This is a genomic window from Pseudomonas sp. NIBRBAC000502773 (assembly GCF_006517195.1).
GTDB classification, from domain to species: Bacteria; Pseudomonadota; Gammaproteobacteria; order Pseudomonadales; family Pseudomonadaceae; genus Aquipseudomonas; species Aquipseudomonas marginalis.
The window spans coordinates 4,253,239-4,278,989 of record NZ_CP041189.1; the positions used below are offsets into that span (position 1 = coordinate 4,253,239).

The 25,751-nt window shown below is 62.3% G+C and carries 18 protein-coding genes; 11 read left to right on the top strand and 7 right to left on the bottom strand.

Annotation, left to right across the window (positions count from 1 at the left end; translation table 11 throughout):
- Window positions 1-114: 114 nt before the first annotated feature.
- From NIBR502773_RS19585 to NIBR502773_RS19605, 5 genes are all read left to right on the top strand, one after another.
- Window positions 115-2,265, top strand: coding sequence for a DUF1631 domain-containing protein (locus NIBR502773_RS19585; RefSeq protein WP_141156729.1), 2,151 nt, complete (start codon window positions 115-117; stop codon window positions 2,263-2,265).
- A 61-nt stretch (window positions 2,266-2,326) separates the two neighbouring features.
- Window positions 2,327-2,890 carry a 1,6-anhydro-N-acetylmuramyl-L-alanine amidase AmpD gene (ampD, locus tag NIBR502773_RS19590; protein ID WP_092358802.1) on the top strand — a complete coding sequence of 188 codons (564 nt, stop codon included), beginning with the start codon at window positions 2,327-2,329 and terminating at the stop codon, window positions 2,888-2,890.
- The gene (gene ampE / locus NIBR502773_RS19595; protein ID WP_141156730.1) at window positions 2,887-3,723 is read left to right on the top strand and encodes a regulatory signaling modulator protein AmpE; all 837 of its coding nucleotides are present in this window, start codon (window positions 2,887-2,889) and stop codon (window positions 3,721-3,723) included. Before ampD ends, ampE begins: the two co-directional genes overlap by 4 nt.
- Window positions 3,724-5,249: 1,526 nt before the next feature.
- Window positions 5,250-5,954, top strand: coding sequence for a methyl-accepting chemotaxis protein (locus tag NIBR502773_RS31350; RefSeq protein WP_370671242.1), 705 nt, complete (start codon window positions 5,250-5,252; stop codon window positions 5,952-5,954).
- 125 nt (window positions 5,955-6,079) lie between these two features.
- On the top strand, window positions 6,080-6,511 hold the full coding sequence (locus NIBR502773_RS19605) for a hypothetical protein (protein ID WP_115486611.1): 432 nt from the start codon (window positions 6,080-6,082) through the stop codon (window positions 6,509-6,511).
- Here the strand turns inward: NIBR502773_RS19605 and NIBR502773_RS19610 are convergent.
- Together NIBR502773_RS19610 and cra are read right to left on the bottom strand one after the other, a co-directional pair.
- The gene (locus NIBR502773_RS19610) at window positions 6,458-7,234 is read right to left on the bottom strand and encodes a TatD family hydrolase (protein WP_115486612.1); all 777 of its coding nucleotides are present in this window, start codon (window positions 7,232-7,234) and stop codon (window positions 6,458-6,460) included. The two genes, NIBR502773_RS19605 and NIBR502773_RS19610, sit on opposite strands and share 54 nt — an antisense overlap.
- Window positions 7,235-7,236: 2 nt before the next feature.
- Window positions 7,237-8,232 carry a catabolite repressor/activator gene (cra, locus tag NIBR502773_RS19615; protein WP_065938491.1) on the bottom strand — a complete coding sequence of 332 codons (996 nt, stop codon included), beginning with the start codon at window positions 8,230-8,232 and terminating at the stop codon, window positions 7,237-7,239.
- A gap of 294 nt (window positions 8,233-8,526) precedes the next feature.
- Here cra and ptsP point away from each other — a divergent pair, with 294 nt between their 5' ends.
- Genes ptsP through NIBR502773_RS19635 form a run of 4 tightly spaced genes read left to right on the top strand, consistent with a single transcriptional unit; the run spans window position 8,527 to window position 15,613 of the window.
- Complete coding sequence (gene ptsP, locus NIBR502773_RS19620; RefSeq protein ID WP_141156732.1) at window positions 8,527-11,385, top strand: phosphoenolpyruvate--protein phosphotransferase; 2,859 nt, start codon at window positions 8,527-8,529, stop codon at window positions 11,383-11,385.
- On the top strand, window positions 11,386-12,306 hold the full coding sequence (gene pfkB, locus NIBR502773_RS19625) for a 1-phosphofructokinase (protein ID WP_027604872.1): 921 nt from the start codon (window positions 11,386-11,388) through the stop codon (window positions 12,304-12,306).
- 11 nt (window positions 12,307-12,317) lie between these two features.
- Complete coding sequence (locus NIBR502773_RS19630; RefSeq protein WP_141156733.1) at window positions 12,318-14,027, top strand: PTS fructose-like transporter subunit IIB; 1,710 nt, start codon at window positions 12,318-12,320, stop codon at window positions 14,025-14,027.
- Between the two features lie 44 nt (window positions 14,028-14,071).
- On the top strand, window positions 14,072-15,613 hold the full coding sequence (locus NIBR502773_RS19635; RefSeq protein WP_141156734.1) for an alkaline phosphatase: 1,542 nt from the start codon (window positions 14,072-14,074) through the stop codon (window positions 15,611-15,613).
- 56 nt (window positions 15,614-15,669) lie between these two features.
- On the opposite strand, the gene NIBR502773_RS19640 is transcribed toward NIBR502773_RS19635, so the two are convergent.
- Both NIBR502773_RS19640 and NIBR502773_RS19645 read right to left on the bottom strand, forming a co-directional pair.
- Window positions 15,670-18,195 (bottom strand): sulfite reductase flavoprotein subunit alpha, encoded by a 2,526-nt coding sequence (locus NIBR502773_RS19640; RefSeq protein WP_141156735.1) that lies wholly within the window; start codon window positions 18,193-18,195, stop codon window positions 15,670-15,672.
- A 132-nt stretch (window positions 18,196-18,327) separates the two neighbouring features.
- Window positions 18,328-20,631 carry a TonB-dependent siderophore receptor gene (locus NIBR502773_RS19645; protein WP_141156736.1) on the bottom strand — a complete coding sequence of 768 codons (2,304 nt, stop codon included), beginning with the start codon at window positions 20,629-20,631 and terminating at the stop codon, window positions 18,328-18,330.
- Between the two features lie 206 nt (window positions 20,632-20,837).
- On the opposite strand from NIBR502773_RS19645, the gene NIBR502773_RS19650 reads away from it, so the two are divergent.
- Window positions 20,838-21,518 (top strand): Fe2+-dependent dioxygenase, encoded by a 681-nt coding sequence (locus NIBR502773_RS19650; protein WP_141156737.1) that lies wholly within the window; start codon window positions 20,838-20,840, stop codon window positions 21,516-21,518.
- 1 nt (window position 21,519) lies between these two features.
- Window positions 21,520-22,269, top strand: a complete 750-nt coding sequence (locus NIBR502773_RS19655; RefSeq protein WP_141156738.1) for a tetratricopeptide repeat protein — start codon at window positions 21,520-21,522, stop codon at window positions 22,267-22,269.
- 49 nt (window positions 22,270-22,318) lie between these two features.
- Here the strand turns inward: NIBR502773_RS19655 and NIBR502773_RS19660 are convergent, their stop codons facing one another.
- The 3 genes from NIBR502773_RS19660 to NIBR502773_RS19670 form a co-directional block, all read right to left on the bottom strand.
- Window positions 22,319-23,482, bottom strand: a complete 1,164-nt coding sequence (locus NIBR502773_RS19660) for a type III PLP-dependent enzyme (protein WP_014716890.1) — start codon at window positions 23,480-23,482, stop codon at window positions 22,319-22,321.
- A 459-nt stretch (window positions 23,483-23,941) separates the two neighbouring features.
- Window positions 23,942-25,099, bottom strand: coding sequence for a betaine/proline/choline family ABC transporter ATP-binding protein (locus tag NIBR502773_RS19665; RefSeq protein ID WP_017138294.1), 1,158 nt, complete (start codon window positions 25,097-25,099; stop codon window positions 23,942-23,944).
- On the bottom strand, window positions 25,096-25,749 hold the full coding sequence (locus NIBR502773_RS19670) for an ABC transporter permease (protein ID WP_027604864.1): 654 nt from the start codon (window positions 25,747-25,749) through the stop codon (window positions 25,096-25,098). Before NIBR502773_RS19670 ends, NIBR502773_RS19665 begins: the two co-directional genes overlap by 4 nt.
- Between the last annotated feature and the right edge of the window lie 2 nt (window positions 25,750-25,751).

A 25,751-nucleotide genomic window follows, 5' to 3' on the forward strand; every position in this document is an offset into this window, starting at 1 on the left:
CCTTGCAATTGGCGTCATAGCTTTGACGTCCTGGTGATAACCGGTTATCCACAGCCTTATTGGGCCAGTACCCGATCTTTCCCCAACGCTTTACCGCCGTTTCAGGAGGCCAGGATGCACAATGACGGAAAGGTGGTGCCAATCAACAAGGCACAAGCCACGCCATCGCCGCTCGCGCGCCTGCCGGTGGTGCTGCTGCAGGTTCGCGACAAGGCGGCGCAGCAGTTGCAGCAGGGTTTACAGGAACTTTTCGATAACGCCGACGACACCTTGTTCGAAATGGCCGACAAGGCCCGCAGCAACGTAGACCACCATATCTTCTTTGAGGCCATGCGCGACCTGCGCCTCAAGCGCAAGAATTTCGAGCGCGTGTTCATGGAGCGGCTGTTCGAAGCCTTTGGCAACCTGGGGCTGGCGGGCCGTGGTGAACTTCAGTTGGTGCCGGTGGTGTCCTATGACGCGGCCTCAGGCACGTCCAAGGATGACCTGGAAAAAGCCGTCGCGCTTGAGGCCATGCTGGGCCGGGTGCGCCACCGCGACGGCCTGGCGCTGTCGCAACTCACGGCACGCTTGAGTGCCTTGCTCGGCAATCGCCTGGACGACCGTGAAAACCCCCTGGGCCCGGCGCTGTTGTGCGAGTTTTTCCTGCGTGCCGGGCGTAGCCTGGGCGTGGAGATCCGCGTCAAGCTGATCATGCTCAAGCTGTTTGAAAAATACGTCCTCAGTGATGCTGACCAGCTGTACGGTGAAGCCAATCAACTGCTGGTCGCGACCGGCGTGTTGCCGGAACTCAAGGCTGCTCCATCCCGTCGTCCCTGTGGCCGTGCCACCCGTGATCATCAGCGTGAAGAGGTATTGCCGAGCACCGACCAGCCCATCGACGAAAATGGCCAGCAAGCCTTCAGCGCCTTGCAGGCGTTGTTGACCGTCGTGCGTGGTAGCGTGTCGCCTACCCTTGAAGCCAGTGCCGAACCCCAGCCCATCGCCACCCGCGATCTGCTGCGGCTGTTATCCCACTTGCAGCAGTACGTCCCGGAGCCGGAAGCCGAGGATGATTTCGACCTGTGTAACCAGCTCGAGCAGTTGCTCACCCGTGTCAGCGTCAAGAGTGGGAAGTCGCGGGTGGTGGAGGATGCGGATGAAGATGTGATCAACCTGATCGCCCTGCTGTTCGAATTCATCCTCAATGACCGCGCAGTGCCGGACGCCTTCAAGGCCTTGATCGGCCGCCTGCAGATCCCGATGCTGAAAGTGGCGGTGCTGGACAAGAGCTTTTTCAGTCGCCCCGGCCACCCGGCTCGGCGCTTGTTGAATGAAATCGCGACCACCGCCATGGGCTGGAGCCCGGTCGATGACTTCCAGCGCGACAGCCTGTACCTGCGCATAGAGCAGGTGGTTCAGCGTTTACTCAATGAGTTTGTTGAAGATCCGGCGATTTTTTCCCAATTGCTGACTGAATTCACTGCGTTCACCGCCGATGAGCGTCGTCGCAGCGAATTGCTTGAACAGCACACCCGCCATGCTGAAGAAGGGCGCGTGCACACTGAAGCGGCGCGTGCACGGGTGGCCGAGGTACTGAATCGACGGATGCTGGGAAAGGTTTTACCGCAGGCGGTAGTGCAGTTCCTGCAACAGGCCTGGAGCCAGGTGCTGTTGCTGGCCAGCCTCAAGCACGGCGAGCAGTCGGTGCAATGGCAAGCAGGGCTGCGCACCATGGATGAGCTGATCTGGAGTGTCAGCCTGCCGGCAGACACTGAAGCCGGGGTGCACTTGCTGGAGCAGTTGCCCGGGTTGCTCAAGGCACTGCGCGACGGGTTGACCAGCGCTGCATTCGACCCCTTCAGCACCCGTGATTTTTTTGTGCGCTTGCAGACCCTGCATGTCCGGCCGCCCGAGGGGGGCGATGAATGGCTCGAAGTGCGTGAACCCTTTGTGTTCAGCGTACTGCCACTCGATTCCCTCGAGGGCCTGCCGGAGGATGATCCGGACCTGGCCAAGGTGCACCAATTGCGCGTCGGTGACTGGGTCGTGTTCCAGCAGGGCCCGGCAGGCACCCTGCGGTGCAAGCTGACGGCGATCATGGCGCCGGCCAACACCTATATTTTCGTCGGCCGTACCGGGCTCAAGGTCCTGGAGAAGAGTGCCGGCCAACTGGCGATGGCATTCAAGCGTGGCGCGCTGCATAACCTCGACGATGAGCCGCTGTTCGAGCGGGCGCTGGCGGCGGTGGTGGGCAAGCTGCGTCAACTCAATCGCGGCAAGTGATCGCAACCACGGGGTCGAACGCGGCATACTGGTCACACTTAGTCATGTTCAAGGATCCTGTATGCAGTTGGACCCCGCCAGCGGCTGGTGCCAGGGCATTCGCCATTGCCCTTCACCCAACTTCAACGAGCGCCCGGCAGGCGAAATCTCACTGTTGGTGGTGCATAACATCAGCCTGCCACCCGCGCAGTTCGCTACCGGCAAAGTGCAGGAGTTTTTCCAGAATCGCTTGGACGTCACGGAACATCCCTACTTTGAAGGGATTGCCGACCTACGGGTGTCTGCGCATTTTCTGATTGAGCGCGATGGCACGGTGACGCAGTTTGTGTCCTGCATAGACCGGGCCTGGCATGCCGGGGTCTCGTGTTTCGAAGGGCGTGAGACGTGCAATGACTTTTCCCTGGGCATAGAGCTTGAAGGTACGGATGATTTGCCGTTCACCAACCCCCAGTATGTGTCGCTGATCGACCTGACACGGCAGTTGCTGGCAGCCTATCCAGGTATTACGCCGCAGCGTATCTGCGGCCATAGCGATATCGCTCCGGGGCGCAAGACCGATCCCGGCCCCGCTTTTGATTGGGTGCGCTTTCGCAGCGCCCTGCAGGATGGAGGACACGCACGATGAGTTTTCTGGTGTTGGTGCTGGCCGTGTGGATCGAGAAGTTCTCGGCCCTGCGCCAGCGGTTGCAGCGTGATGGCGGCTGGTTGCGCGAATTGGCCAAGTTGGAGTCGAGCCCGCGCATGGGCAAGCAGCCGTGGCTGATTCTGGTCCTGCTGGTGTTGCTGCCGGTGGCGTTGCTGGCGTTGTTGTTGCTGGTGCTGGAACCGGTGGCCTATGGTTTGTTGGCGCTGCCGGTGCACTTGCTGGTGGTGATCTACAGCCTGGGCCGTGGCGATCTATTGGCTGGGCTGGGGCCATTTCGCGATGCCTGGCGCCGTGGTGACCTGCAGGCGGCCGAACATGTGGCCGAGCGCGACCTGAAGCTGGGCGCCGACAGCGGCGAGCAACTGTTGGAGCGCGTCCAGGGCCATCTGTTGTGGCAGGCCTACCAGAGTTTTTTCGCCGTGATTTTCTGGTACTTCCTGTTAGGACCGGTCGCTGCGTTGGCCTATCGGCTGCTGGCGCTCGCCAGTGAGCATAGCCACAACCCTCTGGTGGCCGAGCGCGCCGGGCAATTGCGTCACGCGTTCGACTGGCTGCCGGTGCGCCTGCTGGCGGCCAGTTTTGCCCTGGTGGGCAACTTCGTCGCGGTCAGCCGTGTCATGCTTCACGAGTTGTTGAGCTGGGACATCAGCGCGGCGCAATTGGTGGAAAAAGTCGGCCTGGTCGCCGCTGAAATCCCCCCTCCGGCCCTGGGTGCCGAAGGCATCAATAGCCTGGATCACCTGTGGGAACTGCTGCTGCGTGCAGCGGTGCTGTGGTATGCCGGTTTTGCCATTTGGACCGTGTTGCCCTGACTCCTGTGCTGAGCGGGCTTGTCGAATCGTCGCACCGCCCGCGCCGGGCTGCTTAGCAGCCCGCTGCAATCCTCGTCCGTTAACTTTACGTTACAAAACTCCCTTTCAAATTGAGCTATACAGACAGAGCGCCAAATAGTGGCTTTCTGCCGCCGCCCTGCGCCCGAATAAAAATAAAACAAAGAAAAGGGAGGTCACCTGTGAAGAGCTTGCTCTATCCCGCCGTCGCGCTGATGAACCGTCTTAGCTTCGGCATGAAGTTCAGCCTGATCAGCGTGCTGTTCCTGCTACCGATGCTGGCTACCAACTATTACCTGGTGCGTGATTCCTGGCGCGAATTCCAGGGCACCCGTGTCGAGCTGCAAAGTCTGGATTTGCTCGGCAGCAGCCTGGTCCTGCGCCGTGACCTGGAAACCCTCAATAACCAGGTGCAGATCAACGCAATACTTGGCCAGTCCGGCAAGGCCGCTGACCTTGAGGGCAAGATCAGCGCCTTGGAGCAGAGCGTGCTCGCCCGTCTGCAAGGCCTCACCCCGATGGCTGCCGAACCTGAGCAAATCGCCGCCTTTGAAGGTAAGCGTGACGAACTGATCACCGCCTTCCAGGCCCAGCAACAGGAAAGCTCGCTGCAGAGCAAAAGTGCGTTGATCGGCAAGTTGCTCAACAAGGCCCAGATGCTCAGCCAGATCGTTGCCAGTCAGTCCGGCTTGAGCCGCGATCCCCAGAGTGACTTGCGCCAGCTCAGCGAGCTGATCACCAGCGTCACCCCGCAGGTCACCCAGACCTTGGGAGAAGGCCGGGCGATGGGGGCCTACTCCCTGGGCCAGGGTTTTCTCAACTCATCTTCCAGTACCCGCTTCGACGAACTGCTGCAACAGTTGGAAAAGCTCCAGGCCGAATACGCCTTGAAATTGCAGGACGTCCTGGGCTCCAGCAACGCCGCGCATGCAGCACTCGACAGCCTGGCCAAGACCAGCAACGCCAGCCTCAAGCACGGCAGCGAGTTGTTCGAAGAACAGGTGGTGATGGCCGAAACCCTTGATGCGCCCTGGCAGGGTTTCTATGACAGCGTCAGCCAATTGATGGAGCAGACCTATCAGCTCGATGACGCCACCCTGACGTTCCTCGGGCAGCAACTGGAGCAGCGCCTGGCGCAGAACCGTACGCACATGGTGGTGCTGGTCTCGGCGCTGACGGCGGTGTTTTTGCTGATCTTTTACCTGTATGCAGGGTTCTACGCGTCTACGCGCACTACGTTGCGGCGCCTGGGGGCGATGATGGACAAGGTGGCCGCCGGCGACATGACCGTTACCTTTGTAGCCCGAAGCCGCGATGAGTTGGGCGACCTGGGCCAAGTGTTCAACGGCACCGTGGCGAAAATTCATGACTTGATCGAGCGCGTCGGGCATACCGTCAGCCAGGTCGAGTTGCAGGCCAGCCAAGTGGAAACGGTCTCGGCCCGGAGCAATCAGGCGGTCTCTGGCCAGCGCATGCAGATTGAGCAGGTGGCGACGGCCATGAATCAAATGTCCTCCACCGCCCAGGAAGTGGCGCGCAGTGCCGCAGCGGCGGTCAGCAGTGCCCACAGCGTCAACGATGAAACCGTCAATGGCCGCGGCCTGGTGCAATCCCAGCAGGGCAGCATTGCGCGGCTGGCCTCGGAGATCGACCAGTCGGTAAGGGTGATCAACCAATTGGCCACCGACAGCCAGTCCATCAGCAGCGTCCTGGAGGTGATCAAGAGCATCGCCGAGCAGACCAACCTGCTGGCACTCAATGCGGCCATCGAGGCCGCACGGGCGGGTGAGCAGGGACGCGGCTTTGCCGTGGTGGCCGACGAGGTGCGAACCCTGGCCCGGCGGACCCAGCATTCCACCGAAGAAATCGAGCAAATGATCAGCCGCCTGCACAGCGGCGTGGCCGCAGCCGTGAAGGCCATGGGCACCAGCCATGAAATGGCCAGCGGCACCGTGGAACAGTCGGACAAGGTCCAGCAAGCCTTGGAAAATATCCTCGGTGCCGTGGGCATGATCGTCGATCAGAATCAGCAGATCGCCGCAGCGGTGGAGCAGCAGACCGCCGTTGCCCATGACATCGACCAGAATATCGTCGAAATCAATCGTGCCGGCGAGCATGCTGCCCAAGGCGCGCATCAGACTGAAGCGGCGAGCCGGCAGCTGTCGATACAGGTGATCGAGTTGAAGCAACTGATCGGGGCCTTTCGTGTGTAAGTCGATGGCGTAGGATTGGTCTTGGGTTGGTGTAGTGCCTGTCCTGATTTCCTGAAGTGCCTTTTATGCGCGGGTGAATGAGTGAAAATTTGTGTCACTCAATCAGGTCCAAGAGAGGCACGACGATGAGCATTGCAGTCGGCATCAAGGGGCACTGCGCCCATTGCGACATCACGTTTGAACTCAAGCCTTGGCAGTTGAATGCCATCGCCATTGAAGAACCCTTTGATTGCCCGTATTGCCAGCGCGTCCTGGAGTTGAACTGCCCCCGGCAGTTGCGGCATTTCAAGGCGCTGGACCACTGGGCGCTGGTACGCCCGAGCATGGCTGTGCTGACCTGCGTGGTGCTGATCGTGGCGCTGGTGACGGAGTGGATTGGCCTGATCAGTGTGGTCGGGCAGCTCAACGTGTCATTGGTGGTGCTGCTGGTGCACTTCCTGGTGCTGCGCTACGTCCGCCATCGGCAGCGCATGACTTTGAACCTGCAAGCGGTGACCCCGGTACTACCACTTGAACAGCTCGCACGCATTGCGTGTGCTCGCCTCGGCCAGCGCTAGGGGGCTGGTGCCCATGCGCTCGGCCAGGGCGGTGCAGATCGCCGGCAGGTGCTGTGGGCTGTTGCGCTGGCCCGGGTACATGGCCGGCGCCATGTCGGGGGCGTCGGTTTCCAGTACGACCGCGTTCAGCGGCAACTGTGCCAGCACTTTATGCATGCGCAGGGCCTGGGGCCATGTGGCTGCGCCGCCCAGGCCGAGCTTGAACCCGAGCTTGATGTATTCGTGGGCTTCTTCCCGGCTGCCGGCAAACGCGTGGATGATGCCGCCCCGTGGCAGGCGGATGCGCTTGAGTGTGGCGATCACGGCCGCGTGGCTGCGGCGTACGTGGAGCAGCGCCGGCAGTTGGAAGTCCACCGCCAGTTTGAGTTGGGCTTCGAACAGGCTTTGCTGGCCTTCGCGATCCAGCTGTTCGAGAAAGTAATCCAGGCCGATCTCACCTACCGCGCAGAGCTGTCGATGGCCGTGGAGGCGGGTCAACCAGTCGCCCAACTCCGTCAGGTCGACGGGCTTGTGCTCATCGAGGTACACCGGGTGAAGGCCAAAGGCCGCGAACAAACCGGCATCCGCCTGCACCAGATCCCACAGCCGCTGCCAATTCTGTTGATACACCCCCAGCACCACCATGCGCCGCACGCCCAACTCACGGCTGTGGGCGAGGACTTCCCGGCGATCGCTGTCGAAGTCCGGGAAGTCCAGGTGGGTGTGGGTGTCGATCAGCTCCACGCTCAGGCCTCGTGGATACGCTGCTTGAAGGTCCGGCCGATGGCGTGCACGCCCGGTTGGTACTGTTCTTCTTCAATGGCGGCCAGGGCCAGGCGCAGGGCGGTGTCGGCAATCAGCTGATGTTGCTGGGCCATGGCGTTGACCGGCAGCGGCAGGAAGTCCAGCAACTGGGTGTCACCAAACGTGCCCAGGCGCAGCGGGCGTGACTTGAGCGGGAAGTCATGCAATGCGTCGAACACACCTTGCAGCAGCACGTAGGACGTGGTCACCAAGGCGTCAGGCAAGTGCCCCAGTTGATGCAGAAGTTGCTCCATCAGCTGTCGGCCACAGTCGCGGCTGAAGGCTTCACCGTGTTCGACGATGACCTCGCCGGTGAAACCGTCAAGCGCTTCACGGAAGCCAGCCGCACGCTCCTGGCTGATGCTCAGCTCGGGCCGCGCGCCAATCAGCACGATCTGCTTGGGCAACGGTTGCAGCAAGCTGCTGGTCAATTGCTGGCAGGCCTGGCGGTCGTCGCTGACCACCGAGCAGAACTGGTCCGCCCCCATTACCCGGTCGATGGCAATCACCGGCAAACCCTTGGCTTGCAGCTCGCGGTAACTGTCATCGCTGGCCGGCAGGCAACTGGCGACGAACAGCGCGTCGCAACGGCGGGCGCGGAACAGTTGCAGCAGTTGGCGCTCGCTGTCGGCTTCATCGTCTGAGCTGGCGATCAGCAACTGATAGCCGCGGGCCCGTGCACCTTGCTCCAGCAGCTTTGCGATGCGTGCGTAACTGGGGTTTTCCAGATCCGGCAGGATGAACCCCAGGGTACGGGTGTGCCGGCTGCGCAGCCCTGCGGCCTGGGGGTTGGGCGTAAAGCCATGGGCTTCAACCACGGCACGCACGCGCTCGACGGTCGCGCTGCTGATGCGTTGCTGTGCGGCTTTGCCATTGATGACATAGCTGGCGGTGGTCACGGACACACCGGCCAGACGTGCGATATCACTGAGTTTCAAACCGGGATTTCCTTGTTTTTTGGAGCTCGCCCCGACATTTTGTCCAATCGTAACCGATTCCTGCACGCGACTAATGTCCCAGCTCAAGTGCCGAGTGGTCCTTCAAGGATGCGCAATTAACGCGTAACCTGCCATAAATTCTAGATTAAACGTTTCAGCCAGCGTATTTTTACGACGTTAGCCACTGAGTGCCTACTGCCAATTGACTGCTCAGTCAGCTAGTCCGGAACACCATTACACTGTTTTATTCAAAACAATACCTAGTGCGTCCAGCGCACTAACTAGGAGAACGGCATGCTTGAGCTCACTGTAGAGCAGATTTCCATGGGCCAGGTGGCTGTGGATAAATCTGCTGCCCTGCACCTGCTCGCTGACAAACTGGTGGCTGATGGCCTGGTCGCCGAGGGGTATCTCAGCGGCTTGCAAGCCCGTGAAGCCCAAGGCTCGACCTTTCTTGGCCAAGGTATTGCCATCCCCCATGGCACCCCCGAAACCCGCGACCAGGTGTTTTCCACCGGCGTGCGCCTGTTGCAGTTCCCCGAAGGCGTGGACTGGGGCGATGGGCAGATTGTGTACCTGGCCATTGGTATTGCCGCCAAATCCGACGAACACCTGCGCCTGCTGCAACTGCTCACCCGTGCCCTCGGTGAAACCGACCTGGGCCAGGCGCTGCGCCGCGCGGGCACGGCTGAAGCCTTGCTGAAACTGCTGCAGGGCGCACCCCAGGAGCTGGCGCTGGACGCGCAGATGATCAGCCTGGGCGTGTCTGCCGATGACTTCGAAGAGCTTGTCTGGAGAGGCGCACGCCTGTTGCGCCAGGCCGATTGCGTCAGCAATGGGTTTGCCGCTGTGTTGCAACAGGTCGATGCGCTGCCCCTGGGTGACGGCCTGTGGTGGCTGCACAGTGAACAGACGGTCAAGCGCCCGGGCCTGGCGTTTGTCACGCCCGATAAGCCCATGCGCTATCTCGGCCAGCCCCTTAACGGTCTGTTCTGCCTGGCCAGCCTGGGTGAAGCCCATCAGGCCTTGCTTGAACGCTTGTGCGCCTTGTTGATTGAAGGTCGCGGCCAGGAATTGGGCCGCGCCACCAGCAGCCGCGCGGTGCTCGAAGTGCTCGGCGGCGAGCTGCCACCTGACTGGCCCAGCGCCCGCATCACCCTGGCCAACGCCCACGGCCTGCACGCACGGCCGGCGAAGATCCTCGCGCAATTGGCCAAAAGTTTTGAAGGCGACATCCGCGTGCGCATCGTTGACGGCCCGGTGGGCGCCGTGTCGGTGAAGAGCCTGAGCAAGCTGCTGAGCCTTGGCGCCCGGCGTGGCCAGGTGTTGGAATTTGTTGCTGAACCGACGATTGCCGGCGATGCGTTGCCCGCGCTGCTGGCCGCCGTCGAAGAGGGCCTGGGCGAAGAGGTCGAGCCACTGCCGACCATGAGCGCACAGCCCGAAGCCCTTGATATTGCGCCAGTGATCAGCGCGCCACAGGCCGGCAGCCAGCTCCAGGCCATCGCCGCGGCGCCGGGCATTGCCATTGGTCCTGCACATATCCAGATTCAACAGGTGTTCGATTACCCCTTGCGCGGTGAGTCCTCGGCCATTGAGCGCCAGCGCCTGCAAGATGCCCTGGCCGAGGTGCGCCGGGATATCCAGGGCCTGATCGAACGCAGCCAGGCCAAAGCCATCCGCGAGATTTTCATCACCCACCAGGAAATGCTCGACGACCCGGAACTCACCGACGAAGTCGACACTCGTCTCAAGCAAGGTGAAAGCGCACAAGCGGCGTGGATGAGCGTGATCGAAGCCGCCGCCAGGCAGCAGGAATCGTTGCAGGACGCCTTGCTCGCCGAGCGCGCCGCCGACCTGCGCGACATCGGTCGCCGGGTGCTGGCGCAACTGTGCGGTGTTGAAACCGCCCAGGAGCCGAGCGAACCCTACATCCTGGTAATGGACGAAGTCGGCCCTTCCGACGTCGCGCGCCTGGACCCGGCCCGCGTCGCCGGCATCCTCACCGCCCGTGGCGGCGCAACCGCCCACAGCGCAATTGTCGCGCGGGCCCTCGGTATTCCCGCGTTGGTCGGTGCCGGCCCGGCGGTGTTGCTGCTGGCCGCCGGCACGCCGTTGTTGCTGGATGGCCAGCGTGGCCGCCTGCATGTAGACCCCGACGCAGCCACCCTGCAACGCGCCACCATCGAGCGCGATACCCGTGAGCAACGCTTGCAGGCCGCCTCGGCCCAGCGCCACGAACCGGCGCTGACCCGTGATGGTCACGCCGTGGAAGTGTTCGCCAATATCGGCGAAAGCGCCGGTGTGGCCAGCGCCGTGGAGCAGGGCGCCGAAGGCATTGGTTTGCTGCGCACCGAACTGATTTTCATGGCCCACCCCCAAGCCCCGGACGAAGCCACCCAGGAAGCCGAGTACCGCCGTGTGCTCGACGGCCTCGGTGGTCGCCCGCTGGTGGTGCGCACCCTCGATGTGGGCGGCGACAAACCGCTGCCGTATTGGCCGATTGCCGAGGAAGAAAACCCCTTCCTCGGCGTACGCGGTATTCGCCTGACCCTGCAGCGCCCGCAGATCATGGAAGCGCAATTACGCGCACTGCTGCGCTCGGCGGATAACCGCCCGTTGCGCATCATGTTCCCGATGGTCGGCAGCGTGGATGAGTGGCGTGCGGCCCGGGATATGACCGAACGCCTGCGCCTGGAAATCCCGGTGGCCGACCTGCAACTGGGGATCATGATCGAAGTGCCGTCCGCCGCGCTGTTGGCGCCGGTGCTGGCCAAGGAAGTGGACTTCTTCAGTGTCGGCACCAACGACCTGACCCAGTACACCCTGGCTATCGACCGCGGCCACCCGACCTTGTCGGCCCAGGCCGATGGCCTGCACCCGGCTGTGCTGCAACTGATCGACATCACCGTGCGTGCGGCCCATGCCCATGGCAAATGGGTCGGCGTGTGCGGCGAACTGGCGGCGGACCCGCTGGCGGTGCCGGTGCTGGTCGGCCTGGGTGTGGATGAGTTGAGCGTGTCGGCCCGCAGCATTCCCGAAGTGAAGGCGCGGGTGCGTGAATTCAGTCTGAGCGAGGCCCAGGGCCTGGCGCAAAAAGCACTGGCGGTGGGTTCGCCCGCCGAGGTGCGTGCCCTTGTGGAGGCCGTGTAGATGGCAAGGATTCTGACCCTGACGCTGAACCCGGCGTTAGACCTGACGGTACGCCTGGCGCACCTGGAACCGGGTGAAGTCAACCGCAGCGAAACCCTGCTCACCCATGCCGCCGGCAAGGGCGTGAATGTGGCGCAAGTCCTGGCCGACCTGGGCCATCAAGTGACCGTGGGCGGTTTTCTCGGCGAGGACAACCCCCAAGCCTTCGAGGCGCTGATTGCACAACGTGGTTTTGCCGACGCGTTTATCCGCGTGCCCGGCGAAACCCGCAGCAATATCAAGATTGCCGAGCAGGACGGCCGCGTCACCGATATCAATGCGCCAGGGCCGTTGGTCAGTGAGCAGGCGCAGCAAGCGTTGCTCGACCAATTGACGCGCATTGCGCCGGGCCATGATGCGGTGGTCGTCGCCGGCAGCTTGCCGTGTGGCGTCAGCCCGCAGTGGTTGCAGGGGCTGTTGGAACACCTGAAGCGTCTGGGCTTGAAAGTCGCCCTGGACACCAGCGGCGAGGCGCTGCGTGCCGGTCTCAAGGCGGCCCCATGGTTGATCAAACCCAATACCGAAGAGCTCGCCGATGCCCTGGGCGATGCCACGAACGTCATCAGCCAACTGCATCAGCAGGGTGTTGAGCATGTGGTCGTCTCCGACGGTGCCGCGGGCGTGAGCTGGTACAGCCGGGCCACCACTCTGCATGCCACGCCGCCCAAGGTGACGGTGGCCAGTACGGTAGGTGCCGGCGATTCGCTGCTGGCCGGGATGCTCCATGGTTTGCTTGAGTCTGAAGCGCCTGAACAAACCCTGCGTCGCGCCACGGCAATTGCCGCCATGGCGGTGACACAGATCGGTTTCGGCATCCGCGACGCCGCGCAGCTGGCGCGTCTTGAAAGCGGCGTCGCTGTACGCCCGCTGACAGAACAATAAGAGGGATTGTCATGAAGTTAGCCATTGTTACTGCCTGCCCCAACGGCATGGTCACCAGTGTGCTGTGCGCCCGCTTGTTGGACGCTGCCGCGCAACGCCAGGGCTGGAGCACCAGCGTCGAGGTGGTGGATGTACAGCGCCCGGAGCGCCAGTTGTCCCAGGCCACCATCGACGACGCCGAATGGGTGTTGCTGGTCAGCAGCACGGTGGTGGATATGCAGCGGTTTGTCGGCAAGCGGGTGTTCCAGAGCACACCGGCCCAGGCGCTGGCGGATGTCGAGGCGGTGTTGCGCCGGGGCGCGCAGGAGGCCGAGGTCTACATTGCGACCGCACAGGCGGCTCAAAATGCGCCGCGTATCGTGGCCGTCACGGCCTGTCCCACCGGCGTGGCCCATACCTTTATGGCCGCCGAAGCCCTGCAGCAGACCGCCAAGCGCCTGGGCTATGACTTGCAGGTCGAGACCCAAGGCTCGGTCGGTGCGCGTACGCCGTTGAGCCCCGAGGCCATCGCCAACGCCGATGTGGTACTGCTGGCGGCCGACATCGAAGTGGCCACCGAGCGTTTCGCCGGCAAGAAGATCTACCGTTGCGGCACCGGTATTGCGCTCAAGCAATCCGAGGCGACCCTCAACAAGGCCCTGGCCGAAGGCGCGGTGGAAAGTGCGGGCAGCAGCACAGTGGCCAAAAAGGAAAAAACCGGCGTCTACAAACACCTGCTGACCGGTGTGTCGTTCATGTTGCCGATGGTGGTGGCAGGCGGTTTGCTGATCGCCTTGTCGTTCGTGTTCGGCATCCATGCGTTTGAGCAGGAAGGCACGTTGGCGGCCGCGCTGAAAACCGTCGGCGACCGCGCCTTTATGCTGATGGTGCCGCTGCTGGCGGGTTATATCGCCTACTCGATTGCCGACCGCCCAGGCATTGCCCCCGGCATGATTGGTGGTCTGTTGGCGGGCACTTTGGGAGCCGGTTTTATCGGCGGGATTTTCGCCGGGTTTCTCGCCGGTTATTGCGTCAAGCTGATCACCCGTGCGGTGAAGTTGCCGCAAAGCCTGGAAGCACTCAAGCCGATCCTGATCATCCCGTTGCTGGCGAGCCTGTTCACGGGCCTGGCGATGATCTACCTGGTGGGGCCGCCGGTGGCGCGCATGCTCACAGGCCTGACCGATTTTCTCGCGACCATGGGCACCACCAATGCGGTGCTGCTGGGCATCCTGTTGGGCGGCATGATGTGTGTCGATCTGGGCGGGCCGATCAACAAGGCGGCGTATGCGTTTTCCGTCGGCTTGCTGGCGGCACAGAGCGGCGCACCGATGGCCGCGACCATGGCGGCGGGCATGGTGCCGCCAATCGGCATGGGCATCGCCACGTTCCTGGCGCGACGCAAGTTCGCCCAGACCGAACGCGAGGCCGGCAAGGCCGCGATGATCCTGGGCATGTGCTTTATCTCCGAAGGCGCGATCCCGTTTGCCGCCAAGGACCCGTTGCGCGTGATCCCGGCCAGCATCGCCGGTGGCGCGTTGACCGGGGCGCTGTCGATGTACTTCGGCTGCAAACTGGCGGCGCCCCACGGCGGCCTGTTTGTTCTGGTGATCCCGAATGCGATGAACCACGCGCTGCTGTACCTGCTGGCAATCGTTGCCGGCAGCCTGCTGACCGGTTTGGTGTATGCGCTGATCAAGCGTCCGGAAGCGGTGGAGCTGGCTGTCGCACCGGTGTCATAAGCGCATGCTTTAGTGGCCCTTTTGATACTCAAGAGGGCACCTGCATGAGCCACTTCGATCTCGGCCGTCGCCGTGTGATGCAAGCCGTCGGCGCCGGCCTGTTGCTACCGGGCCTGGCCCCGGCGGTGATCGCGTCGGTCAAGGACCGGCCGCAACTCACTGACGGCGTGCAGTCCGGCGACCTGCTCGGTGATCGCGCGATGATCTGGAGCCGCAGCGACCGCCCGGCGAAGATGGTGGTGGAGTGGGACACCCGCAGCGTGTTCAGCAACCCGCGCAAATTCGTCTCGCCCCTGGCCGACAACCGCACCGACTTTACCGCCCGTGTCGAACTCACCGGACTGCCCGCCGACCAGGCGATTTTCTACCGCGTGCACTTTGAAGACGCCCAGACCGGCGTCGCCAGCGAGCCGTGGTTCGGCCACCTGCGCAGCGTGCCGCACCAACGCCGCGACATCCGTTTTGTGTGGAGCGGCGACACTGTCGGCCAAGGCTTTGGCATCAACCCGGACATCGGTGGTATGCGCATCTACGAAGCCATGCGCCTGCGCCTGCCGGACTTCTTTATCCACAGCGGCGACACCATCTACGCCGACGGCCCGGTGCCCGCGCAATTGCCTACCGAGGGCGGGCGCATCTGGCGCAATATCACCACCGAAGCCAAGAGCAAGGTCGCCGAAACCCTCGACGAATATCGCGGCAACTACCGCTACAACCTGCTGGACGAAAACGTGCGTCGCTTCAATGCCGAAGTGCCGCAGATCTGGCAGTGGGATGACCATGAAGTGGTGAATAACTGGTCGCCCGGCAAGCAACTCGACGAGCGCTACCAGACCAAGGACATCAACACCTTGGTGGGTCGTGCACGCCAGGCTTGGCTGGAGTATTCACCCATGCGCCGGCAAAGCGCAGACGGCGGCGGGCGGATTTATCGCAAGCTCAGTTATGGCCCGTTGCTGGATGTATTCGTGCTCGACATGCGCAGCTATCGCGGCCCCAACGATGACAACCTGGGCGGTGAAAAACCCTTCCTCGGCCGCGAGCAGTTGGACTGGCTCAAGCGCGAACTCAAGGCCTCCCAGGCCCAGTGGAAGGTGGTCGCCGCCGACATGCCTATCGGCCTCGGTGTACCCGACGGCGAAGTCAGCCCCGGCGTACCGCGTTGGGAAGCCATCGCCAACAATGACCCTGGCCCGGCGCAGGGCCGCGAGCTGGAAATCGCCGAATTACTCGGCTTTCTGCGCGCGCAGAAAGTGCGCAACCATGTGTGGCTGACGGCGGATGTGCATTACTGCGCGGCCCATCACTACCACCCGGATCGGGCGGCGTTCCAGGATTTCGAGCCGTTCTGGGAGTTTGTCGCCGGGCCTCTGAATGCGGGCAGCTTCGGTCCGAATCCCTTGGATAAAACCTTTGGCCCTGAGGTGGTGTTCGAGAAGGCCCCGCCTGCGCAGAACACCTCGCCGTTTGCCGGGTTTCAGTTTTTTGGCGAAGTGCAGATTGACGGGCAGACAGCGGAGTTGACCGTGATTTTGCGCGACCTGGATGGGGTCTCGGTATTCGAACAGAAGCTGCAACCGGTCTGACTTGAAATGCAATCTAAATGTGGGAGGGGGCAAGCCCCCTCTCACATTGGATCACATCAGTAGACATCCCGGCGGTAGCGCCCCTGTTCGATCAAGCGCTCCACTGCCTCACTCCCGAGGATGTCGACCAGTGCCTGGTCCACGCCCGTCGCCATCCCCTGCAAGCTGCCGCACACATAAATCGCCGCGCCGTCCGCGAGCCATTTACGCAGGACATCGGCGGATTCACGCAGGCGGTCCTGCACGTAGATTTTCTCCTCCTGATCCCGGGAAAACGCCAGGTCCAGCAGGGCCAGGTCACCACTGGCCAGCCAGCCTTGCAGCTCGTCCCGGCACAGGTAGTCGTGGGCGAGGGTGCGTTCGCCGAACAGCAGCCAGTTGCGCTGCTGGCCATCGGCAATGCGCGCCTTGAGCAAGCTGCGCAAACCGGCCAGGCCGGTGCCGTTACCCAGCAGGATCAATGGCACCGGCGCCTCCGGCAGGTGGAAGCCACTGTTGCGGCGCAGGCGCAGGCTGATTGCCGAGCCAATGGCCGCATGTTCGGTGAGCCAGCCCGAGCCCACACCCAGGCTGCCGTCGGGGTGGCGTTCCTGGCGCACGATCAATTCCAGCACGCCGTCGCTGGCGATCGAGGCGATGGAGTATTCGCGCATGCCCAGGGGCGCGAGCGCGCTCACCAGCGCTTGAGCGTGCAGGCCGACCAGGTGCGCCCGGTTGTCCGGCAGTTGGCGGGTCGCAAGGGCCTGGTTGAGGGTGTGTGGCAGGCCGTCGATCAGCACGCCGTCAGTGCCGATCAGCCCCAGGCCTTCGAGGAAGTGCTCGATGGCCCACGGGCAATTGCGCGGCAGGATTTCCACCAGGTCGCCGGCCAGCCAGTTTTGTTTCGATGGCGATGTGAGGCCCAGCAGGTAGACGTCCGAGCTGGCGCTGCCGGGGTTGAGCAGGGTGCGCTGGCTCAGCGTCCAGTTTTCATACTGGGCGGTCGGCCAGGCGGCGACGGGGGCCTGGCCCGTCAGTTGTCCAAGCTGTTGTTGCCAGTGCAGCAGGGCGGCACTGTCGCCGCTGTCCACTTCCACCGGGGCGAACAGTGGGTTACCGCCCTGGTGGGTCAGCCAGAAATGCAGGCGCCGGGCAAAGCCACAGAAGTGTTGGTACTGGCGATCACCCAGGGCCAGTACCGAGTAGTTCAGGCCTTTGAGTGACAGATCCTGGCCGAGCACGCTGCGCTCGAAACCGCGGGCGCTGTCGGGGGCTTCGCCGTCGCCGAAGGTGCTGACTACGAACAGCGCATTTTCCGACTGGCGCAAGTCGTCCTGGCTGACACTGCCCAGAGGCTGCACCTTCACCGGCAGGCCAGCCGCCTGCAATTGTCCGGCGGTCTGCCAGGCCAGTTGCTCGGCAAACCCGCTCTGGCTGGCAAAGCCGATCAGCCAGGCCGGGGCATCACTGCGGTTGGCACTGAGGCCTTTGCGTGCGTCGCGTACCTGGCGTTTTTTGCGCCGACGGTCCAGGTACAGCAGCCAGCCGGTGATGAAGAACAACGGCATGAGCAGCGAGCTGACGGTGAGGATAATGCGCCCCGCCAGGCCGAAATAACTGCCGGTGTGCAGCGCGTAGATGCTGGTGAGTAACTGCGACTTGAAGGTTTTGCCGGCGTACGTGTCATGGGATTTGACCTCGCCGGTGGCCGGGTCCAGGTTGATCTGGTTCAGTGCGCGGTCGTGGGGGGAGTCTTTGAGCAGGTAATAGACGATGGCGGGTTGCCCGGCGACGGCTGGCATGCGGATGTTATAGGCACTCAAGCCTGGGCCGGCGTTGCTGTAGATGCTGCTCCAGATCGCGTCGTAGTTGGCCACCGGTGTTGGGCCTTCGGGCGGTGGGCCGCGCTTGCGCATCCGTTCATTCTGCGGCGCGTCGGACAGCAGTTTGGTCAGGCCCTGGCTGTACCAGTCGTAGGACCAGGACAGGCCGGTCAGTGCCGCCAGCAGGTAGGCCAGCAGGCACCAGGTGCCGAACACCGAATGCAAATCCCAGTTGAAGCTGCGGCCCTTTTTGCGCCAGTCCAGCGTCAGCCAGGCACGCCAGTTGGCAACCTGGCGCGGCCAGCGCAGGTACAGGCCGGACAGGCAGAAGAACACCAGGATCAGCGTGCAGGCGCCGGTGATCTGCCGGCCGGTTTCGCCCATGGCCAGGAATCGGTGCAGTTGCAGGATAAAGCCGAGTACATCCTGGCCGACCGCGTCGCCCATGTAGTCGCCGGTGTAGGGGTCGAAATAGCGCATCTGGCCACGGCGCTCGCCCGGCGGCGGGGTGAAGAACACGCGGGCGGCGTTGCCGCTTTCGCTTTCCACCCACAGCATGGACACGGCCTTGCCTTCGGTGGCTTCCAGCTTGCGCACCAGCTCGGCGGGCGGCAGCACGCCGGCTTCGCGTTTCTCCACGCTCAACACGCTCGGGTTGAGCGCCCGCAGGATCTCATCCTGAAACGAGACCGCAGCCCCGGTGATCCCCATCAAGGCCAGCACCAGCCCGGCAGTGATGCCGAAGAACCAGTGCAACTGGAACAGGGTTTTCTTCAACACGTCGGACCGCCTCGTCTATCTGAATATGTAGGGCACGGCGCGCATTATGCCGTGGGTTGTCGAGAAACATTCTGTTTGACACGCAAAAGCCCCACGCATCCGATGCGTGGGGCTTTGTGGGCTGCTGACCGTTTAGAAGTGGAAACTCGTGGACAGCAGCGCCGTGCGGCCCGCCGCCTGGTTGGCGAAGTGCGAGGCGTAGGCTTTGTCGTAGTAGGTCTTGTCTGTCAGGTTCTGCACGTTCAATTGCAGGTCGACGTTTTTGCTCAGCTTATAGCTGGCCATGGCGTCGTAGCGAGTGTAGGAGGGCACATACACGGTGTTGGCCGCATCGCCGTAAACCTGATCGACGTAGAACGCGCCACCGCCGATGGTCAGCTTCGGGGTCACGTTATAGGTGGTCCACAGGCTGAACGAGTGCTCCGGCGTGTTGGGCATTTGGTTGCCTTTGTTGGAACCGGCCTGGACGACGCCCTGGCGGTTGCCGTTTTTGCCTGGGTCAACCAGTTCGGCTTTCAGGTAGCTGTAGCCGGCGAAGACTTGCCACTGTTCGGTGATCTTGCCGCTGGCGGACAGTTCCAGGCCATCGACCCGCGACTCGCCCGCCGTTTCGTAGGTGTTGGAGTCCACCAGGATGCGGGTGTTTTTCTTCTCGGTACGGAACACTGCGGCAGACAGGGACAGGCGGTTGTGGAACAGGTCCCACTTGGTGCCCAGTTCGTAGTTGACGGTTTCTTCGGGCTTGAGGTCGCTGGTGTTGATGCCGGTAGGAATCGCATTGTTGTCGACCCCTTCGCCCACCAGTCCACCTGCCGGTGAGGCCGAGGTCGCGTAGGAGGTGTAGATGCTGCCGTTTTCCAAAGGCTTCCAGACCAGGCCGGCCTGCCAGTTGAAGAACTGGCTGTCGTCCTTGACCTTGCTGCGCGCCTTGACCGTCGAGGTCGGTACGGCGTTGGTGTTGGCTTCGGTGTCGAAGGTGTCGTAGCGCAGGCCGACGTTCAGCAGCCATTTCGGATCGAGTTCGATGGTGTCGAACACATAGGCGGCACGGCTGGTGGCCTTGGTGTTGGTGCCGTTGTAATTGCGCGCGATGCTGCCGGTCCAGGCGTCGTCCGGATTCGGGTTGCTCAGCGAGGTGCACTGTCCACCCCGGCCGCCGCCGGCCACGGTGCACGTCGGGTTGCTGTTCGGTGTGACGGTGTAACCGCTGACGCGGGTTTCTTCGCCGGTGAATTCCAGGCCGGTGGAGTAGCTGTGCTTGAAGCCAAGCGCCTGGAAATTGCCGAACAGATCTGTCTGGTTGGTGGTGGTCGTGGTGGTGGAAACGCGAGTGTTCGCGCGACGCCACACGGTGCCGAAACGGTTGACGTTGCGTTGGCTATCGTCCGGCTGCGTGAGCACGTAGTCCTGGCCGGTGCTGCCATGGCGCAGGGTGTTTTTCAGCGTCATGTCGTCGTTCAGGTCGTGCTCGATGGAGAACGTGCTGATGTCCGCGCGGGTCTTGCGGAAGTCGCGGTCCTTGAGACCGTAGAAGTTATTGCTGTCGCCGCCGTCGGTGGGTTTGTCGTGCGCGTGAGTGGTGGCGGTCGAAGAGCTGTAGCCATACGGAATGCCTGAATCCGGCAGGTCATTGCTTTCCATATGGTAGTAGCTGAGGTTGACGCGGGTCGGCGTGCCCAGGCCGAAGGTCAGCGATGGGGCCACGCCCCAGCGGTCGTAATTGACTGCGTCACGGCCAGCCACGTTCTGTTCGTGGCTCATCAGGTTCAGGCGGAACGCGGCGCTGTCGTCGAGGAACTGACGGTTCACGTCGAGTACATAACGACGAGTCTGGTCGGAACCGTAAGTGAAGCCGCCGTTGGTGAAGTCCCGGGCTTGCGGGGTCTTGCTCACCAGGTTGAGGCTGCCACCGGCCGAGCCACGACCGCCGAAGGAGGAGTTCGGGCCTTTGCTGACTTCGATGGACTCGATGTCGAAAATCTCACGGCTCTGGCCGCCGGTGTCGCGCACGCCGTCCAGGTAGGTGTCGCCCTGGGCGTCGAAACCACGGATGAATGGACGGTCGCCCTGTGGGTTGCCGCCTTCGCCGGCGCCGAAGGTAATCCCCGGTACGGTGCGCAGGGCATCCTGCAACGAGGTGGCGGCGGTGTCCTTGAGGACTTGTTGTGGCACCACGGTCACCGAGCGCGGCGTGTCCACCAGCGGCGCGGTGTATTTTTGCGACGAGGCTTTTTCGACCTGGTACGCGGTGTTGTCCTGTTCTTCGCCGGTGATGCTGGTGGCGCCGAGGGCGATGCTGTTGCGCTGGCCTTTTTGTTCAGTGTCTTCGGCCGCCTGCGCCAGATGGGCGACAGAGCTGGCGCTGAGCGCAACGCCGATGGCCGAAGCCAGCATACGGGGTGAGCCAACAGGTGTTTTTGTGGTGGTGCGCGACATGACGTGTCCTTTCCCCAAGGAGGTGAGGCCGCGGAATATAGGGCGAACAAGACTTTCTATCAATTGCGATACATTACTATTCGCACTGAATTTACATTCTTTACACTTTTGCCTTACGGTTTTTACGTTCTCGTTCGTCTCCGGCGTTTTACAGGGCGGATAAGAATCAATACCATTGGCGCCTCTTTGCCTACAGGTATTGCCCCATGCTGCTGCACATTCCCGGCCTGTTCTCTCGCGAGGAAGTGCAGCGCATCCGCCACGCCCTGGAAACCGCCGATTGGGCCGATGGCAAAATCACCGCCGGGCACCAGTCCGCCAAAGCCAAGCACAACCTGCAATTGCCCGAAGGCCACCCGCTGGCCAAGGAGATCGGCGCGGCAATGCTCGAAAGGCTGTGGAAAAATCCTCTGTTTATGTCAGCGGCCTTACCGCACAAGGTCTTCCCGCCGCTGCTCAATTGCTACACGGCCGGTGGCAGCTTCGATTTCCATATCGACAATGCCGTGCGCCAGGCCAGGGGCAGTCATGAGCGGGTGCGTACGGACCTGTCGTCCACGCTGTTCTTCAGCGATCCGGATGACTATGACGGCGGCGAACTGGAGATCCAGGACACTTTCGGCCTGCAGCGCGTGAAGTTGCCGGCCGGCGATATGGTGCTGTACCCAGGCTCCAGCCTGCACAAAGTCAACGCCGTGACCCAAGGTGCGCGCTATGCCGCGTTTTTCTGGACCCAAAGCCTGGTGCGTGAAGACAGCCAGCGCACCCTGCTGTTCGAGATGGACGGCGCCATCCAGCAATTGAGCCGTGATGTGCCCGACCACCCTGGGTTGATCCAGCTCACCGGCACCTATCACAACCTGTTGCGTCGCTGGGTCGAGGTCTGACATGGGCTTTTTATTGCGCCGCGAAGAAGTGCTCAACGTTGAGCAACTGCAGGGCATGCTCGACGACTCGCCGGTGCGTGCGGCCCAGGCGATTCTGATCGCGGCCAAGGAGGGCTTGGTGGATGCCCAGGCCTTGCTCGGGCAAATCCTGTTGGAAGGCCGCGGTATTGCGCGCGATGAAGCGCTGGCGCTGCGTTGGTTCCAGATTGCGGCGCAGGGCGGGCATTTAATGGCGCGCAATATGGCCGGGCGTTGCCTGGAGCATGGCTGGGGGTGTGCCATCGACGAAGCGGCGGCTGCGCGGGAATATCGTTTGGCGGCAGACGCGGGATTGGATTGGGGCCAGTACAACTATGCCAATCTGCTGGCGACGGGCCGGGGTGTTGCCGAGAACCCGCAGCACGCGCTGGCCTTGTATCGGCAAGCCGCAGAGCAGGGGCATGCCAAGTCGATGAACCTGCTGGGGCGCTACCTGGAAGACGCTCAGGTTTGCCCGAGGGACCTGGAGGCGGCTGTGGAGTGGTATCGACTTTCAGCCGAGGCCGGGGATTTTCGCGGGCAGTTCAGTTACGCGGCGGTGTTGGCCGACAGGGGCCAGGTCGAGGCGGCGCTGGAGTGGTTGCGCAAGGCGCTGGCGGGCGGAAATCTGAAGTTCCTGCTAACAGCGCACACGGCCTTGGCGGCGGCGAGTGATCCGCGGGTTCGAGCGCTGGCCGAGGCCTTCCGCCAACGGGCCGTGAGCCTTGCCTGAGGCATAAAAAAACCCATGACATGTCATGGGTTTTTTGTGCGTGGGCGTCTTACACGTAGAACGACTTCAACGGCGGAAAGCCATTGAACTCAACCGCGCTGTAGCTGGTGGTGTAGGCACCGGTCGACAGCCAGTACAAGCGATCACCGATCGCCAGGTTCAGCGGCAGGCCGTACTTGTAGTTTTCGTACATGATGTCGGCGCTGTCGCAGGTCGGGCCGGCGATGACCACTTCTTCCATCTCGCCTTTCTTCTCGGTCCAGATCGGGAACTTGATGGCTTCGTCCATGGTTTCGATCAGGCCGGAGAACTTGCCCACATCCGTGTACACCCAGCGCTCGACGGCGGTACGGGATTTACGGGCAACCAATACCACTTCACTGACCAGGATGCCGGCGTTGGCGATCAGCGAACGGCCTGGCTCGAGGATGATTTCCGGCAGGTCATCGCCGAAGTCTTCCTTGAGGAAGCGGATGATTTCTTCGGCGTAGGTTTCCAGGCTGTTGGTGCGGGTGATGTAGTTGGCCGGGAAGCCGCCGCCCATGTTGATCAGCTTGAGGTGGATGCCGTCTTCTTCCTTCAGGCGTTCGAAGATCACCTTGACCTTGGCGATTGCCGCGTCCCACACGCTGATGTCGCGTTGCTGCGAGCCAACGTGGAACGAAATGCCGTAGGGCACCAGGCCCAGGTCACGAGCGAGGATCAGCAGGTCCATGGCCATGTCGGTCTGGCAGCCGAATTTGCGCGACAAAGGCCAGTCAGCGGTGGTCGAGCCTTCGGTGAGGATACGTACATACACTTTCGAACCCGGCGCGGCCTTGGCGATGTTGCGCAGGTCGGCTTCGGAGTCGGTGGAGAACAGGCGCACGCCCTTCTCGTAGAAGTAGCGGATGTCCTTGGATTTCTTGATGGTGTTGCCGTAGCTGATACGGTCGGCGCTGACGCCGCGGTCCATGACCTTGTCCAGCTCGTAGATCGAGGCGATGTCGAAGCTCGAGCCCTTGTCTTTCAACAGGTCGATGATCTCCACGGCCGGGTTGGCCTTGACCGCGTAATACACCTTGGCGAATTCGAAACCGGCGCGCAGGTCATCGTAGGCCTGGCTGATCATCGCGGTGTCGATCACCACGAACGGGGTTTCCTGTTTGTCGGCGAACGCCTTCATTTTGTCAAAAGTGGCGCGCGCGAAATAATCTTCGACGTTGATCGACATGCTGGGAACTCCTAAGGGCAAACTAAATTGATCAATGGGTGCAAATGAACGTCCTCCGTATCCCCACTTTGGTTCGCCTACTTCCCAAGGCATGTCGCCGAAAGCAAAAAGGCCATGGGAATAGTCGCTTCCCTTGGCCTTGCTGTCTCGTCGTCAGTACTTGAGCCGGATGGATCGTTTCCAGCATGGACGTTCGGCGCGAACTTTAGGACGTGAGGGGCCATAGATCAACTAAAAATGTCGCGTTTTTGCACGCGTTCGTCGCGGGACCGCGCGCAGCTACTTATGTAACCGACACGTGTGACGGAATGATGTTCCCCGCTGAGTGGTAATCGAGGCGATTTCCCTGACTCACCGAAGGGAAATGTGGGAGGGGGCTTGCTCCCGATAGCGGTGGATCAGTGACAGATGAAGTGACTGACACACCGCCATCGGGAGCAAGCCCCCTCCCACATAAGATCAGGCCAGGGCGGTCTCGGCGGGGGAGACAATACTGGTCTTGCCCCCACGGGACTTACCGGAACTCAGGTACTCGGCAATCGACTCCTGGGTCACTTCACCCAGGAACACCCGTTCCGCATCCATCACCGGCAACCACGAGCGGTTGAACTCGTACATGCGCGACAACAGGATGCGCAAATGCTCGTCATACGCCGCCGTGGCGTTGAACTCGCGCAGGTACTGGCCGCAGGTACCGGTCTGACGGTGCAGGTCGCGACGGCGTACATAGCCGAGCGCCTTGTTCTCGGCGCACGTGACTACCACATAGCGGCGGTCAGTTTCGTCCATCAGCTCCAGGGCATCGGCCACCGGGGTTTCCGGGCTCACCGACGGGGCGTTGTCCGCCGCGTCTTCAGCCTTCACCAGCAACAGGCGTTTGAGGGTGCTGTCCTGGCCCACGAAGTTGCTGACGAACTCGTCGGCCGGATGGGCCAGCAGGGTGTCCGGATGATCGATCTGCAGCAGCTTGCCGGCGCGGAAGATGGCGATCTTGTCACCCAGCTTGATGGCTTCGTCGATATCGTGGCTGACCATGATCACGGTCTTGTTCAGCGCCCGTTGCATCTCGAAGAACTCGTTCTGGATCATCTCGCGGTTGATCGGGTCGACCGCGCCGAACGGCTCATCCATCAGCAGCAGCGGGGCATCGGCCGCCAGTGCGCGAATCACGCCGATGCGCTGTTGCTGGCCGCCCGACAGTTCACGCGGGTAGCGATGCAGGTACTGCTTGGGTTCCAGCTTGATCATGCTCATCAACTCGCGGGCGCGGTCGTGGCATTTCTGCTTGTCCCAGCCCAGCAGCTTGGGCACGACCACGATGTTTTCCTCGATGGTCATGTTCGGGAACAGGCCGATCTGCTGGATCACGTAGCCGATGTTGCGACGCAGGGTCACTTCATCGAGGTCGGTGGTGTCTTCGCCGTTGATCAGGATCTTGCCCGAGGTCGGCTTGATCAGGCGGTTGATCATTTTCAGCGTGGTGCTCTTGCCGCAGCCCGAAGGGCCGAGGAATACGCAAATCTCGCCTTCATTGACGGTCAGGCTTACGTCGTTCACGGCCGAAACAGTTTTGCCGTTGCTTTGAAAAGTCTTGGTCAGGTTTTGAAGTTCGATCATTTGAGCAGTCCTTTTGGAGTCAGCGAGCGTTGCAGCCATTGCAGAAGCAGGTCGGCGAAGATGGCCAGGAGACTGACCAGCACGGCGCCGACGATCAGCATCGACATGTCGCTGCGGCTGATGGAAGCCAGAATAAGTACACCCAGGCCACCGGCGCCGATGGTGGCGGCGATGGTCATGACGCCAATGTTCATCACCACGGCGGTACGCACGCCGGCGAGGATCACCGGCACGGCGATGGGCAGTTCGACCATGCGCAGGCGCTGGCCGAAGGTCATGCCGATGCCTTTGGCGGCTTCGCGGATGCCCGGTTCGACGCCGGTGAGGGCCAGGTAGGTGTTACGCATGATCGGCAGCAGGGAGTAGAGGAACACGGCGGTGATCGCCGGCATCGGCCCCAGGCCCTGGCCGAATTTGGAGTAGAACGGCAGCAGCAGGCCGAACAGGGCGATGGACGGCACGGTCAGCAGCACCGTGGCGCTGGCTTGCAACGGGCCGGCGAGGGTCGGGAAGCGGGTCATCAGCACGCCGAGGGGCACGCCGACGACAATCGCCAGGATCACCGCGATACCGACCAGGGTGATGTGCTGCCAGGTCAGGTGCAGGACCTGGGCCCAATCAAGATGGGAAAAGGCGTTCAGGAATTCCATGT